Raw genomic sequence first — 15,538 nt, forward strand, 5'->3', positions numbered from 1 at the left:
TTCACCTGACAAAGTGTTTACGGGATTCGTTGATCATGTCGGAGAGGGCATTTAATTCAGAGACGTCATTCCAGGCGCCACGCAATGCCTGCGATTTGTGGGCGATGCTGTCAAAGCCCAGATTGGCGGCAGCACCTTTTAGTGTGTGAAGACATGCATCCATGCCAATGTGATCAGCTCTTTTCAGCGCTGTGCAGGTATCGTCAAGCAATAGAACCGCATCGTCAAAAAATGAGAGAACCAGTCCGTCGAAGGTGGGTCTGCCAATCACTGCGATCAACTCCTGCGCGCGTGGTGACATGTCATCGCTTTCCACCTTGTCGGCTATTGCGATTTTTGACTGGCTTTGGGAGATCAGCTCGTGAAGTTGTTGCAACTTGATGGGTTTCAATTGGAACCCGTCCATGCCTGACTGTAGACAGCGCTCACGATCCTGATCAGACGCGTTGGCGGTCATGGCATAAATTAGCGCGTTGGCGCATTGCCCAGTACCCGACCGGATCATTTGTGTGGCTTCGATACCATCCATCACCGGCATCTGCATATCCATGAATATCATGTCGAAGTGCTGCGACGCCGCAACCTCGACAGCGATCGCGCCATTTTCAGCAAGCGTAACATTTTGTCCAAGGTGTTTGAGAAATTGCATTGCGACTTGCTGATTGACGAGGTTGTCCTCAACCACAAGGATGTCGAGCCGTGGAAGCGATGGCTCAAGGGTTTCGAATGCTTCAGGCGTAGCCGGGCCGGATGCCATGGCGTGCTCAACTGGCACTTCCAGCCAGAATGTGCTGCCCTGTCCCAAAATGCTGTCTACGCCCATCTCGCCATTCATTGCGGCAACAATCTGCTTGCAAATTGTCAGGCCTAAGCCGGTACCACCATATTTGCGGGAAATACTGGCGTCTACCTGGCTGAAAGGTTGAAACAGCCTGGCCATCCCGTCAGTATCGATACCAATGCCTGTGTCGCGCACTTCAATGCGCAGTCTGAGGCCGTCGGATGTCTCTCGCTCCTTCACCACCAGCGTGACCGAACCATTGCTGGTAAACTTGACAGCATTGCCGAGCAGATTCAGCACAATCTGGCGCAATCGCGTAGGGTCGGTCATGATATTCGGTGCAGGTAAATGGACGGGCATATCGACGAGCAGCGTGTTCCCGCCATCAGTCGCCCGGCCACGCATCATCTCGATGGTATTATCGATAAGTGTAACAAGGTTGACAGTCCGATACTCCAGTTCGAGTTTGCCATGCTCGATCTTTGAAAAATCGAGTATTTCGTTGATGATGTCGAGAAGTGCCTCACCCGAGCGCTGAATGGTCTTGATATTGGGAACGACATGATCCGGCAGTGTTTTGAGCTTCAGCAACTCAACCATACCCAAAATGGCGTTCAAAGGAGTCCTGATTTCATGGCCTATGGTTGCCATGAATTGTGATTTCGCGCGGTTTCCTGCCTCGGCGGCATGGTATGCGTCATTGATCCGCCGCGCCATCGCCTCCAAGCTTAGACCAGCTTCACGAACGTTCTTGAGCTGACGCCTTAGCGTGTAGATCAAAAACACCACACAGACGATAATAAGCACGGTCAGGAGCATGGACGCCCGTGCCAGTTTGCTCAGGATTGTACGGTTTTCTGCGCGGGCTATGCTGAGTGCATTGTTGCTGTAGTTGAGCAACTGTTCGCTGCTCTTGGTCATCTGCGTCACATCATCCAGCAACAGCTCCAGACCCTGCATGTCCGGATTGCTGTTGGCGGCAATAGCGTCAAATAACGGCGCGTTGGCAAATATCACCGATCGAATGGTTTGCAGATAGGTCTGAACCGTTGTGTCGGTTGAAAAATAGTACTCAAACCGAGCCTGATCGAGCATTACCATTCGCGAATACAGGATGTCATAACGCAGCGACAGCTTCTCAACGACCGCGTCTGATGTGTCCAGCGTTAATATCATCCGCGTCAGTTCTTCCTCAAACCTGCGGGATTCCCTTTCCAATTGATAGACCGACCACAGGGCATTTTCCTTGATGCCGTCCTGAAGTTCTGCGTAACGTTTGGATATGTCAGAATAGACCCATGCCAGCAGCGCCAGGAGAATGACAGCAAAGACCTGAAGGACGGCTGTCGATTTGCCAGCCTTGCGGATTACTTCGCCACTGGCATGGGCGGCATGAATCATTACCGGACCTCAATCGACTTGATCTGCCAGACCGAGCGGGAGAAGTACTTTTCGTTATAGGTTTCCGGCCTGAGATCAAACGGATAGATAAGAAAAAGCGGACCTTTTTCCCGGACGTTCATCGGCGCGCCATTCATGCGCGTGGCAAGAATAGTGTCGAGATCGTATGCATCGGAAAATGGGACGTCCGCTGCGTAGTCATTTAATGCGACCACTTTCAAGTTGCCACCCTTGGCACCTGCCGCTTCAAGAACCGACCGCAACAACGGTCCGCTAAACTTTACGGTTCCCTCTGTCCATGGTGTTTCCATAGTGCCGCTGCGACCCGCCAGCGCCTCAAGCATGGGAAGGTCAAATTGCGCAGTATCGCCGACATTGGCTTGGGTTACATGGCCCGAGATGGTCAAAACCACCTTGCCCTTTGGCATATCAAGACAGAACGCATGCTGCGCTGTCATTAGACTGATGGCAAAGCCGGTAAGTAGTGCAAGTCTCATTACGGTTCCCTCTGTGCGATTTTGAAGGTGGGTCCAAGCCTTGGCCAATTATGGTCAAAGTCGGGTTTTCCATTTGCTTGGCGTGTCAGAACTCTTCCCAAGATGCGTCACGCAGAGCAGCCGCCGGCGCCGCGGAAAAGCTCGATTTTACAGCCCTGACAAGCTGATGTGCTGGAGAGCGAACGGGTGTACCGAGAAGACCAGTCAAGCCTGGCCGACTGCTGGCCGGATGGGTTGGCACCTTGAAATCGGCGACAAGTCTCTCCAGCTTGATTGCTTCATCCGAGAGTTTAGCCGTTGCCGCCGAGGACTCTTCCACCATGGCGGCGTTTTGTTGGGTGATACTGTCCAGACTACCAATAGCCGCATTGATCTCCGCAATGCCGGTTGCTTGTTCGTGCGATGATTTCGAAATGGATACCATGTGATCATTGATCGAACGGACTTGATCACCAATGCTTTGCAAGGCTGACCCGGTACGATTGACCAAGCCAACCCCACGGACGACCTCTTCCGAGGATTTGCCAATTAGGGCTGTGATTTCTTTGGCCGCCTTGGCTGAGCGTTGTGCAAGTTCGCGAACTTCCTGCGCCACAACAGCGAACCCTTTGCCTTGATCTCCGGCGCGCGCTGCCTCGACACCGGCATTCAGTGCCAGGAGATTTGTCTGAAAGGCAATCTCATCTATCACGCTGATGATCTCGGTCATTTCCCTGGACGAGCTTTCAATCTGGCTCATGGCGGTAATGGCCTGTTCCACTACCAACCCGGAATCGGTCGCTTCCATGGCAGATTTGTGCACAAGACCCTGAATTTCATTCGTCCGGTCTTGTGCCTGGCGGGAGATAGTGCTGATTTCTTCGAGTGCTGCTGCCGTTTCCTCAAGGGCGGTTGCCTGCTTTTCCGTGCGGCGCGCCATCTCATTTGTCGCTGAGGATATTTCGTGCGACTGCGCAGATACCAAAGCGACTGCCCTGTGAATTTCAGAGATTGCTGTACCCAAGCCCAGTAGGGATGAATTGTAATTGTCCTTCAAGGCGGTGAAATTTTCGGCCACTTGTTCGGTCAGTGGTGATGTGAGATCACCGGACGCAAGCGTTGCCAAGGCACGGTCGAGCGCATCTATTGCAACATCCTGGTCCTGCTTGAGCAACGCCTGTTGTTGCTCAGCCTTTTTTCGCTCCTGGTCGAGAGAGTCGAGATAAACTGAAATGGCGTAGTCCATATCGACAAGTGCAGCCTTCATGACTGCAGATATTCCATCCGACACCTTGTCTCGCTTTTTCCGCAACAGGCGACCCGGCATTTGGGCAGCAATGACACGGCGCACGATCTGTTCCAGGATGAGAGCGTAGCCGCCGATGTACCAACGCGGCTCGAGACCAAGACGGGCGTGGGTTCGTCCAACTGTCGTCACTGCCTCGACATAGGTGTCGTCAAACCGTGCGGATGCGATATTTTCCCAATGGCGAACCTGGCGTGATTTGGCGTGCTGAATGTGGGACTCGCTCGAGAAGAATTTCGCCGTGTCGGGATGAACTCTGGCCTTGCCATAAAAGATGTCGAGCGCTCCGTCGAGCGACGCTGCAATGACAGAAGAGAGGTCGGCCAACGCCGTCCGTTGGCGATTGTCCAGCCCTACAAAATCGAGCCGTTCCTGAAGCTGGTTCCGAGCATGATGCTGCATTTTACACGACTTTCTGTTCGGCGAGCAAATTGGCACGCGCGCAACGTTTGCGTTGGTCATTGGAGAGAATACGGAAAATGGGCTGCATCATGCAGGTAACGTCACTGCTCCCCGTCGACCATCAGTCTAGCAAGGGGCGTTTAGTGGAGGCTTTATATTTGCTTATTTAGAAATGCTTATTTAGTGGACCAAAATTGCCCAGAAATGCAAAATGAGCCAATCTGGCTCACCTCGCAGAGATATGTTGCCGTTTGTGGGCGAAAATCGCTCAGCGGACGTTCTACCCGCCCGAGTAGAATCTATTGTCGCTTAGAACGATTGACAGGCTGCCTTCATTTTGAACGAAGAGAACACCGTGAGCCTCGAAGGCAGTCCGCACTGCGGCCACCGCTTCAGGCCGAACCGAAGTCGTAGATGCTTCCATGCGCCGAACAGTAGAAAAGGACACGCCAGAATGATTTGAAAGATCCTGGGCCGACCAGTTTAGAAATCCTCTTGCGGCCCGAACCTGTGATGCACACAAAGCTACAGGCGTACGCTGTGGCAACTGGCTTGGCTCTACCATAACCGAATGACCAACCCATTGTTCGATACGGCCATGGTTTCCCAAAATAGGCATGGCTCGGTTGGCAATATGCACATAGTGTCCGGCCACGGTTCTCACGCGGAATGTCAAGACATATTCCCCCCGAGTATCTATCGCCTGCTTCCATGCTGCGCGAAAGGAACTTCTATCTTCGGGGTGTATTGCTGCAAGTGTTTCCCAGTCATGAGCTTGCGCGGCGGTTTCACCGGTTAGCTTAGTCCAGTCTGCGGTTTCAATCAGTTTGCCATTGGGATAGGCTCGCCAGACCTTGCCTTTGAGAAGCCCCGTGAGCGCTGTGTTAGTACGCTCTTCTGCAAGTAGGGCAGATCTTGTTTCTTCTTCCTGGGTAACATCGGCGATCACGCCAAAAAGAATCATCGTGTTTCCATGGCGGTCGTGGTGCGGTTGCGCTTTGCTGAAGAGCCAACGCAGAGTGCCATCAGGCCTGATAATACGAAAGCGCCTGTCCTGAGTGCGCTTGTCGGATGCGAGCCCTACCGCATTGTCAAAGTCCCATTGATCATCGGGGTGGACGAGCGATTGGAAAAGGTCCAGGCTGGGAACCACGGACGTCGGCTCGCAACCCAGCATTCTGAACAGACCATACGACCAGACGAGTTCACTTGTAGCTAGATCCCAAACCCACGTTCCGACATTCAACTTTTCTTCCAAAAGACGAAGCTTGGAATCTGCTGTTTTCAGCGGGCGGATTTGCGTCATAGATGGTCGTCCCGGTATAGTTCTCTCGCGGTGTAATTTTGAATTGCAGCTGCTGAATTAGGCGAACCCTCGCAAAATAGCAAAGGCTTGCACGAACTGTATGTTCGCACTTTAGTATATGAGAATAAGCATTGTGATATTGATCGAAGTCAATTTCGCAAAATATTGTTGCATGGACCCGCCTCAACCAGGTTTCGACTTGCTTACGCGCAAATTTCCAAACTGCTTGTCGACGCATCGCACCCGTCGCTTTATTACTTCTGTCGTAGATGTGAATAAAACGAATTGCGGTGCAAAACTCCATACTTGGCGTGGCAGGATTTCCGTAATCTTGCCCCGCAACATCACTGCAAAGCGATCACACATATGATCGACCACGGCCAGATGATGTGACCATGATGTAGGTGACGCCACAAGAGCGTTAAGTTGCTTCATTCACCGCTGCCCGTAGGGCGTCATTAATACGGTCCTGCCAGCCTGGGCCGTCTGCTTGGAAGTGCGCCAATATATCGCTGTCGATTTTCAGCGACACCAACTCCTTGGCATTGCGGATAACCGGACGTTCAAAGACCGGCGCCGTGACTTTCTTGGCCGGTTTGAACAGCGCCTCGGCTGCGTCTTTAGGATTGGACGGTCGTCGTGGTCTCGTCGCCATTGTTATTTCCTTTCGTGCAAATCTGGTGTGCACGTTTTAATTCAGCTTGGCCAGAGGGGGCGCAATCTCTGCTCGAGTTCTTTCTCGACGAATTGATCAGAATCGTGCAGCAAACGCAGGTCACCCTTACGCTGAACAGTCTGTAAGCGACACCCCGATCAGCTCGTGCTGAACTGCGCGCAACTGAAGCTCTCTTCAATGTACAGCCTAATCGTGAGCTGAGAAACCTCTCGCCGTTTGCCGGTATGATGGTGTTTCAAGGCATCGCAGAGTTGTCGTCATCTTTTGGAAGACCTGACCGCTTTGAACACGCTATCTACTCGGCAAGAAATTCCATTCGAGTACAATAAGGCGCGCTGTCGTTTTCGCTAATAATTGACAGCGAACACGGCTATTAGACTTGAAAATTTTCAGGCGTTTTAATGTGCGCCTTCATACTCCAGAGATGCACCAATCAGTTCACGCGCATAATCATGCGTGGCACCGTTTCCAGCGATGGCTTGGCGCGGCAGGATTTCGGTAATTTCGCCCCGCAACATCACCGCAAAGCGATCACACATATGATCAACCACGGCCAGATCGTGTGTGACCATGATGTAGGTAAAACCACGCTCTTCGCGAAGACGCTGCAGCAGGTTGAGAATTTCCGCCTGAACAGACACATCCAGTGCCGAAGTTGGTTCATCCAATAGCAGCAAGGATGGCTCCAGGATCAGCGCGCGGGCAATAGCAACGCGCTGGCGCTGACCGCCGGACAGCTGGTGCGGAAAACGATCAAGGAAGGACACCGGCAGCCCCACATCGGTGATGGCCTTGCGCATCCGCTCTTCCCTGTCGCCCAGCTTGTGGATCACCAGCGGTTCATTCAGAACTGTGCGCACCGACTGGCGCGGATGCAAGGAACCATAGGGATCCTGAAACACCATTTGCAGGATGCGGCAACGGTCGATCAGCGGCATATCACGCACGGATTTGCCCGCGATCAGCACCTCACCCTTCCAGAAATCCGTCAGCATGGAAACGCAACGCAGAACGGTGGACTTGCCAGAGCCGGATTCTCCCACCAGTCCGAAACATTCTCCCGGCTGAACAGAAAACGATACACCGGGCAGAACCTTGACCGCATTGGGTTCAGTACCGAAGGAAATGGAAAGATCGCGAGTTTCGACAGAAACGGACATCAGACAGTTTCCTCCAGCCATTCAGGACGACGGTCAAGCACCGCAAGCGGCGCGCGCGCGCCGCCAATACGCGGCTGTGCAGCCAACAGACCACGCGTGTAAGGGTGTTGCGCATTATCGAGATTACGTGCCTCAAGGGTTTCCACAACGCGACCGGCATACATGATAAGAACGCGGTCACAGAAATTGCGCACCAGATTAAGGTCGTGACTGATCATGATCAGGCCAATACCGCGATCGCGGACAAGACTGTCGAGAATATTGAGCACCTGAAGGCGCACGGTCACATCAAGCGCCGAGGTTGGCTCATCGGCAATCACCAGATCAGGATCGGCCAACAGCATCATGGCAATCATCACGCGCTGGCCCATGCCGCCAGAAATCTCGTGCGGATACTGCTGGTAGACACGCTGTGGGTCACGGATCTTCACCGCCTCCAGCATGGCCAGTGCCTTGTCTTTCGCTTCCGACTTGGCGCATTTGAAATGCCGCAAATAGGTTTCAGCCACCTGATCGCCGACCCGACGGATCGGGTTCAACGAAAACTTCGGATCCTGAAGGATCATCGACATACGACGACCGCGAACCTTGAGCATCTCTTTTTCCGAGAGCGATAGAAGGTCGAGTTCGTCGAAACGCAACGTGTCAGCGGTAATGGTCGCACCGGGCAGCAGTCTCAGCAACGCACGCCCTACGGTCGATTTACCAGAGCCACTTTCCCCAACGATACCGAGACGTTCGCGTCCAAGGGTGAAGGACACTCCGCGCACGGCTTCCGTGGCGGAGCCACCATAACGAATGCGGAGATTTTCAACGTCAAGAATGGTCTTTTCCATCGTCTTATCTCCGGTTCATCTGCTTCGGGTCGAGTGCATCACGCAGACCGTCGCCCAACAGGTTGAAGGCAAGACTGACCGACAGGATGGCAACGCCCGGGAAGGTCACCAACCACCAGCTATCCAGCATATAACGCCGTCCCGTCGCGATCATTGCGCCCCATTCAGGTAATGGTGGCTGTGCGCCGAGGCCGAGAAAGCCAAGACCGGCAGCTGTCAGGATCACCGTTGCCATATTGAGTGTCAGGCGGATGAGAACAGATGGCAGACACATCGGCATGATCGACTTGACGATGATGCGCATGGGTGACGCACCCTGAAGACGTGCGGCTGCGATGTAATCGGCATTACGGAATGTCATTGCTTCAGCGCGCGCCAGACGGGCAATCGGTGGCCACGAGGTCAAGGCAATGGCGATGATTGCATTGTTGAGGCTTGGCCCAAGTGCCGCAACAAAAGCCAGTGACAGGATGAGGCTTGGGAAAGACAGGAAGATATCGGTAATACGCATCATCACCGTATCAAACTTGCCACCGAGATAACCGGACGCCGTGCCGACAATCAGCCCAATCGGGCCAACGATGATCGACACAAGAAAGATGATGGTCAGTGTGATACGGGCGCCCCAGATCAGGCGGCTGAAAATATCGCGTCCCAGCTCGTCCGTACCGAACAGATGTCCGTTACCGGGTGCCTGCAGGGTGTTGACCAGATCCTGAGCATAGGGGTCATGCGTTGCAATGAATGGCGCAAAAACCGCCGCCAGAATAAGTAATCCCAGAACGATCAGACCAAAGGTCGAGGTCGGACTTTTCAGCAGAAAAACAAAGATGTTTTTCAGGGCATTCAACCAGGCGGGAAGACGCACTGTGCTTTGTGTTTGCGTGGTCATCAGCGTGTCCTCGGATCAAAGAAGCGGTAGAGAACGTCAGACAACAGGTTAAGCCCGATGAAGATGACGCCCACGATCAGAACACAGGTCATAACCGCGTTCATATCGCCGATAATCAGGTTGCTGGTGAGGTACTGGCCAAAACCGGGCCAAGCGAAAACCGTTTCAATCAGCACGGCGCCTTCAAGCAGTGAGCCATAGGCCAGCGCCACGATGGTAACGAGCTGGACGCGGATGTTGCCAAAGGCGTGTAACCAGACGGTCTGTCGGCTGGAAAGGCCTTTCACTCGTGCCGTCGTCACATATTCCTGACCCAGCTGATCCAGCATGAAGCTGCGGGTCATACGGGTGATATAGGCCGATGACGAATACCCAAGCAGGCTGGCGGGAAGAATGAGGTGGTTTACCGCCGACCAGAACACATCCATGTCACCGGCAAGCAGGCTGTCGATCAGCAGGAAGCCCGTGCGTTCATCGACCAGACCGATATAGAACTGGTCCATACGGCCACTACCGCCGACAAGACCGAGATGGGCATAAAACACGATCAGCGCGATCATGCCGGTCCAGAAAATCGGCATGGAATGGCCGAACAGACTGACGACACGCACGGCATGGTCCTGCCAGCGATCCTTGTTCACAGCCGCAAACACGCCAAGCGGCACACCAAGGCCAGCACCAATGATGATGGCAAAGGTTGCCAGCTCAATCGTCGCCGGCATGACATGCAGGATATCTTGAATGACCGGCTGACCGGTGCGAATAGACGTGCCGAAATTACCGGTCAGCACATCGCGCAGATATAAGAAGAACTGCTCCCACACGGGGCGGTCGAGACCGAGCGAACGAAAGACCTGCTCATAGGTCTCCCGTGTCGCATCTTCACCGACAATAGCCCGCACCGGGTCGGCGGGCATCATGCGGCCGATAAAGAAAGTTAGCATAAGCAAGCCGAGCAGGGTGACCGCTATCGTACCGAACTGGTCGGCAAATCGCATAAACCGCAGCCTCCACATGGACATGTTTCCTCCCGCCTGCCTCCCGAGCAGGTTCTTGATAGAATTATGGTGAGTTGACGATGCCTGAGCGCATCGACTTTGCCTTGCTACATCGCGATGCGAGCCAGGAGCAGATTTTTGTAACGTTCGAGACTGCCTTCCAGGTGAGCTCGCATGGCGGCACGTGCATCTTCGGACGATCCACGCAATATGGCATTGACGATCCGCCCGTGTTCTTCCTGAAGATGGGGATTTTTAGGAAGCAGCGAGGCGGAATCCTCCGATATGGCCTTCGGCCCTGCCGCCACCATTCCTGCTTTGACTAGTAACATCAATTCAGGAAACCGGCTGTTTTGCGTGGCTTCGGCAATCTTCAGGTGGAGATTGAAATCTGTGTAACGTGTCGGCTGCTCCTGTTCGATATCTTCAGCCACTCGGCGATGCGCATCGAAAATTGCTTCAAGCTGGGTCGCCGAGCGTCGCGTAGCAGCGAGCGATGCCGCCTCCGTTTCAAACCCAAGCCGCAACTCGATCAACTCAATGACCGACGAAATTCGCTCCAATGACAGGTCAGCAAACGGGACTGGTTCTTGAACACGCTCCGCTACGAACGCGCCAACGCCTCGCCTGACTTCGACGAGACCCTTTGATCTCAGGATTGCGATAGCTTCTCTGACGACTGCACGGCTGACTGAATGCTGTCGAGCGAGTTCAGTTTCGCTCGACAGGCGGTCACCAGCCTCAAGATCGCCGTGCTCAATGCCTTCGCGCAAAGTATCCGTGATGCGGGCAACAAGAGGGCGTGCATCCGTGGCGGCCAATGACAGGCTGTCAAGCGATGTCGTTTTGTTCATTCCGGTCCTCCTGATCTCCTGAATTCTTCATACTACGTGACAATATGTATGACAAGTAATGGCTGTTGTTCAATCGTAGTAGGACAGCAAAAATTTTATTTTCGTTTTCGTCTAGCGGAATAAAGGTAGAAAAAACAATTTTATAGATGTTGTATTGAAATCCGAAGAAGTGTCCATCTTCTCGATGCGTTGAAAAAAAGCACTGAAGTCGTGTTTACATGTCCTACTACGTTGTGGAATTGTTGTGCACGTGAAATCTGTGCCGGTTGCGTCCAGCCGCCAGGGTCAAATGAATGCTAGGGAGTTGAAGAATGAAGATTGTCGATGTGCATGTCCGCACGTTTTGGCACACCACCCATCTGCAAAAGGATACGGATGGTCACGATCACCCGGGGCCAGCAAAGCGGGTGAGAAAATCCATTCTAACGCTGGTCGCCGAAAATGGCATGGAGGGACACGCGTTTGGCAGCCCTGAACAGGTTCGTTCGCATCTGCTCGACAACTTCATCAGGCCAGTGCTGTTACATCAGGACGCATTTGCACGCGAACGGTTGTGGCAGGATCTGGCACACTGGCAACGGGGCAGTGGTGGCCAGTTGAGTGACAGAACACTTGGCGTTGTGGATGTGGCACTTTGGGATCTGTGCGGGAAACTGGCGAACATACCGTCCTACAAGCTGGCAGGATCGTACAGGGACAAGGTGCCGACCTATGGTTCGATCATGTGCGGTGACGAGATTGAAGGCGGACTGGCGACGCCTGAGGATTACGGTCGCTTTGCTGAATGGCTGGTTAAACGCGGTTACCGTGCCATCAAGCTGCACACTTGGATGCCCCCTGTAAGCTGGTCTCCCAATATCGACATGGATTTGAAAGCCTGTGCTGCCGTGCGCGAAGCTGTCGGACCTGCGATACCGCTCATGCTGGACGCTTATCACTGGTATTCGCGTGAGGAGGCATACACGCTCGGTAAAGGCCTTGAGAAGTTGAACTTTACATGGATTGAGGAAGTAATGGACGAGCAGTCCATGTCCTCGTACGCATGGCTTGCCGCCGAACTGAAAATCCCCGTGATTGGTCCTGAGTCCATGGGTGGCAAGTACAAGCACCGGGCCGAATGGGTAAAGGCGGGTGCCTGCGATATTTTGCGCACCGGCGTTGAGGACGTCGGAGGTATTACGCCTGCGTTGAAGACAATGCATCTGGCGGAGAGTTTTGGCATGAATTGCGAGGTTCATGGTCACGGCGCTGAAAATCTTCTGATATCTGCAGTCAGCAAAAACTGCCGCTGGTACGAGCGTGGCCTCCTGCATCCCATGCTGGATTATGATGCATGCCCCGAATACCTCAACTCCATTGATGATCCGATGGATTCTGAAGGCTACGTGTCGCTGTCTCAACAGCCGGGGATCGGCGTCGACATCAACCTTGATTACATCAACGACAACCTGGTGAAGTGAGAGAGTCTTTGCCACGTAGGCGCCCTGAGGAGGAAACGCCATGGGAGGAAATATTATGAAAAAGTTGAACCGGCGAGGTTTTATCGCAACCACGACGGCTATGGTTCTTCTGGCTTTGCAGCCATGGACGGCCGTCGCTAAAACACCGGAAAACCAACTGGTCGTCGGGTTTTCGATGGCTAACGTTCTGACGCTTGATCCGGCTGGCGCAGGTGGCAAAGAACGTGTCCAGATCATCACCAATCTTTATGACAATCTCATTGCTATTGACCCGGCCGACCGTACCGCACTCAAACCAGAACTTGCGGAGAGCTGGACTGTTGCGCAGGACGGAACATCCATACGTCTTAACTTACGACCCGGGGCCGCTTTCGCTTCTGGAAACCCTGTTACCAGCGAAGATGTCGTCTGGTCCTTCAAGCGCGTCCTGAAACTCAACCTTGCCCAAGCCACGAATTTCAAGATTAGGGGTTACACCGCGCAAAATGCTGACGAAAACTTCATAGCAATAGACCCGCAGACAGTTGAAATTCGCATTCCGCAAAAGACCGACCCGAAAATCATTCTCCTGACGATAGCAATGACCGGTCCAGGATCCATCCTGGATATGAAAACGGTGCTTGAAAACGAAAAGAACGGCGATCTCGGCAGCGCTTGGCTTGCAACACATGCAGCAGGGTCCGGTGCATTCGACCTGCAGGTCATGACGCCGAACGAGATGGTGGTCCTGAAGCGCAATGAAAACTACTGGGGCGCACCCGCGACTATGGACAGGGTGATAATGCGGCATCTGCCGGAATCTCAGTCTCAGAGATTGCTTCTTGGCAAAGGTGATCTGGACATCGCCTATTCACTGAGCGCTGGAGACCTCAGTGCACTGGAAAAGGACAAGGACGTCAAGATAATCAATGAGGTCGGTAACGGTCTCTATTATCTGGCCATGTCAGTAAAGGATAAGGCGCTGTCAGACCCCAAGGTCAGACAAGCAATAATCAAGCTCATTGATTTCAAAGCGATCAACGATGCCGTTATGAAATATTACGGGGTCCTTCATGTCGACCCGATCCAGATTGGTCTGGGTGGTGAAAACAATGACACTCCGCCTGAGCGGGACGTCGAAGGCGCCAAGTTGCTCTTGAAAGAAGCAGGATATCCAGACGGCCTGCAACTGTCCTTACACGCCCTGTCGGAACCACCGTTTGACAATCTATCAGTCGCCATTCAGGGTGCGTTGTCAGATGGGGGCGTGGATGTAAAATTGATCACAGGCGGTGGAGAGACTGTTTACGGACCAATGCGCAAACGCGAATTCCAGCTGCTGGTAGGGCGAAGTGGCGGCCAGGTTTCTCATCCAGACGGTGACCTGCGCAGTATTGTCCATAATCCTGACAATAGTGACGAAGCGCAATTGTCAGGTCTTTTGAGCTGGCGGGTTTCTTACCGCGACGAAGAGCTCAACAATAAGATTGATAAGGCGCTGTTCATGGCACCCGAGCAGCAAAAAGCCGAATATGCCAAAATCCAGCAAATCTATCGCGATCGAGTGCCCGCGATCCAGGCAATCTCTCAGGTCACTGACTCCGTTGCCATACGCGCAGACATCACCGGACTGACCATAAGCCCTGTCTGGCAGACAAGGCTCTCGACTGTCGGGAAAGCAAGGTAAGGGAGACGGCGATCTGAGTGGATAATTGATATATTGGCACGGATCGCTCAAAAACATTGACCCGGCTAGCAGGTACAAATCCTGCAGCCGGGTAAAATCCCACCTCGTTACAACAGCCGTTTTCTTGGCTTAATATGCGACAAAGCGCATTTCTATCGATTTGTCGAAATCTTCGCAGCGCAACTCCGGTCGCGTCTGTCGGCGCGTTTCTCGATCAATTCATATTTGCGTCGCCCAGATATTAGCCTTTGCGGGTGAAAGCAGCGTTTGATTTTATCATTGAAGCGGTGCGCTCCGACGCACTGATGGGACCGTGACGGCTAAGCGTCCGCCTGGTCTCGGTGTAGGCTGCGGTAGCGCGCGGGAGACTGCCCAACAACGCGCCGGAATGTGGCGGCAAAGGCACTGTCTGAGTTGTAACCGAAGGATTGAGCGATCCGTGACAATGGCTCATTGCCACGACGCAGCCTTGCTGCCGCAAGCCGCATCCGCCAGTTGGCAAGATAATCTATCGGTGAGGATCCAACAGTAGCGCGAAATCTCTCGGCGAAGGCCGAGCGTGACAGTCCTGCAAGTTCGGCCAGTGCATCTACTGTCCATCTGCGCGCCGGTTGCGAATGGATCGCCCGCATGGATGGCGCAAGGCGTGCGTCGGCAAGTCCAGCAAGCCAACCCGGATGCTGCGAGGTCTGGCGTGCCAGGTAGGCGCGCAGAACGTGGATGAATACCAACCGCAGCAGATCGTTGCAGGCTATGCGCGAGCCAGGCGCTGCACCGTTCCATTCGAGATCAAGCTGTTCGAGTAGGAAAGTGATGGGACCAGTCTCCTCGCGCTCGATTACGACGACCGGTGGAAGGGCATCGGTCAACAGGGAGCCATCGACCGTGTCGAGACTGACACTGCCGCCAAGAAGCACAAAATCTCGACCATCTCCGACACAAACGTCCAAAGCACCGCCCGCGAACACTTCGCTCGCGGGGATGGGCTTCGCCTTCGGATTGCCACAGAGTGTAAAGGCCCTGCCGCTCACCACGAGACAATCTCCGGCTTTTACCCATATGGGCGCCTCACCGTATGAGAGCAACCATGCGCCGCCTTGGCGGATAGCATTGAACTTGACATATCCGGGTGGTGGGAAGGCAACTGACCAGTTACCACCTGCGGCAAACCGTACCGTAAACAGAGCTTGCGCATCAATCACGCTTAGCACATCGGATAGGGCATCCTGATTATATTGGACGATCACGACAAAAATCCGGCGTTTGCGAACTGGAGGCTCCGATATCTTATCCGATATAAAAATCAGCACAAACAAAAAAGGAG

General features: G+C 53.6%; 13 protein-coding genes and 1 pseudogene. 2 read left to right on the forward strand and 12 right to left on the reverse strand.

All coding sequences use genetic code 11. The annotated features are described in order from the left end of the window. Position 1 precedes the first annotated feature (1 nt). The 11 genes and pseudogenes from ACZ5FM_RS23160 to ACZ5FM_RS23210 form a co-directional block, all read right to left on the reverse strand. Positions 2-2,182, reverse strand: coding sequence for an ATP-binding protein (locus ACZ5FM_RS23160; protein ID WP_312948183.1), 2,181 nt, complete (start codon positions 2,180-2,182; stop codon positions 2-4). Next, complete coding sequence (locus tag ACZ5FM_RS23165; RefSeq protein ID WP_275642941.1) at positions 2,182-2,679, reverse strand: putative pterin-binding protein; 498 nt, start codon at positions 2,677-2,679, stop codon at positions 2,182-2,184. The genes ACZ5FM_RS23160 and ACZ5FM_RS23165 overlap by 1 nt, the downstream gene beginning before the upstream one ends. Positions 2,680-2,764: 85 nt before the next feature. Further along, complete coding sequence (locus ACZ5FM_RS23170) at positions 2,765-4,366, reverse strand: methyl-accepting chemotaxis protein (protein ID WP_464041382.1); 1,602 nt, start codon at positions 4,364-4,366, stop codon at positions 2,765-2,767. Between the two features lie 280 nt (positions 4,367-4,646). Further along, entirely contained in the window at positions 4,647-5,672 is a 1,026-nt protein-coding gene (locus ACZ5FM_RS23175; RefSeq protein WP_464041383.1) for a PAS domain-containing protein, read from the reverse strand. A gap of 306 nt (positions 5,673-5,978) precedes the next feature. Beyond that, positions 5,979-6,084, reverse strand: a pseudogene (locus ACZ5FM_RS23180) (ABC transporter ATP-binding protein); the annotation flags it as partial. Positions 6,085-6,093: 9 nt separating this feature from the next. After that, entirely contained in the window at positions 6,094-6,327 is a 234-nt protein-coding gene (locus ACZ5FM_RS23185) for a BrnA antitoxin family protein (protein ID WP_464041384.1), read from the reverse strand. Between the two features lie 419 nt (positions 6,328-6,746). Then, positions 6,747-7,508 (reverse strand): ABC transporter ATP-binding protein, encoded by a 762-nt coding sequence (locus ACZ5FM_RS23190; protein ID WP_192489323.1) that lies wholly within the window; start codon positions 7,506-7,508, stop codon positions 6,747-6,749. Next, a complete protein-coding gene (locus tag ACZ5FM_RS23195) occupies positions 7,508-8,344 on the reverse strand; it encodes an ABC transporter ATP-binding protein (RefSeq protein WP_464041385.1) in 837 nt (278 codons plus the stop codon). The genes ACZ5FM_RS23190 and ACZ5FM_RS23195 overlap by 1 nt, the downstream gene beginning before the upstream one ends. A 4-nt stretch (positions 8,345-8,348) precedes the next feature. Then, positions 8,349-9,236, reverse strand: a complete 888-nt coding sequence (locus tag ACZ5FM_RS23200) for an ABC transporter permease (RefSeq protein WP_192489325.1) — start codon at positions 9,234-9,236, stop codon at positions 8,349-8,351. Then, positions 9,236-10,258, reverse strand: a complete 1,023-nt coding sequence (locus tag ACZ5FM_RS23205; protein WP_250984866.1) for an ABC transporter permease — start codon at positions 10,256-10,258, stop codon at positions 9,236-9,238. The genes ACZ5FM_RS23200 and ACZ5FM_RS23205 overlap by 1 nt, the downstream gene beginning before the upstream one ends. Before the next feature lie 83 nt (positions 10,259-10,341). After that, complete coding sequence (locus ACZ5FM_RS23210) at positions 10,342-11,088, reverse strand: FadR/GntR family transcriptional regulator (protein ID WP_192490044.1); 747 nt, start codon at positions 11,086-11,088, stop codon at positions 10,342-10,344. 311 nt (positions 11,089-11,399) lie between these two features. Here ACZ5FM_RS23210 and ACZ5FM_RS23215 point away from each other — a divergent pair, with 311 nt between their 5' ends. Together ACZ5FM_RS23215 and ACZ5FM_RS23220 are read left to right on the forward strand one after the other, a co-directional pair. After that, entirely contained in the window at positions 11,400-12,548 is a 1,149-nt protein-coding gene (locus ACZ5FM_RS23215; protein WP_312948196.1) for an enolase C-terminal domain-like protein, read from the forward strand. A 55-nt stretch (positions 12,549-12,603) separates the two neighbouring features. Further along, positions 12,604-14,214 (forward strand): ABC transporter substrate-binding protein, encoded by a 1,611-nt coding sequence (locus tag ACZ5FM_RS23220; protein ID WP_312948198.1) that lies wholly within the window; start codon positions 12,604-12,606, stop codon positions 14,212-14,214. 320 nt (positions 14,215-14,534) lie between these two features. Here the strand turns inward: ACZ5FM_RS23220 and ACZ5FM_RS23225 are convergent, their stop codons facing one another. After that, complete coding sequence (locus ACZ5FM_RS23225; protein WP_312948200.1) at positions 14,535-15,461, reverse strand: AraC family transcriptional regulator; 927 nt, start codon at positions 15,459-15,461, stop codon at positions 14,535-14,537. Positions 15,462-15,538: the final 77 nt, after the last annotated feature.

It is taken from the genome of Agrobacterium sp. 5Ca50 (assembly GCF_055381905.1).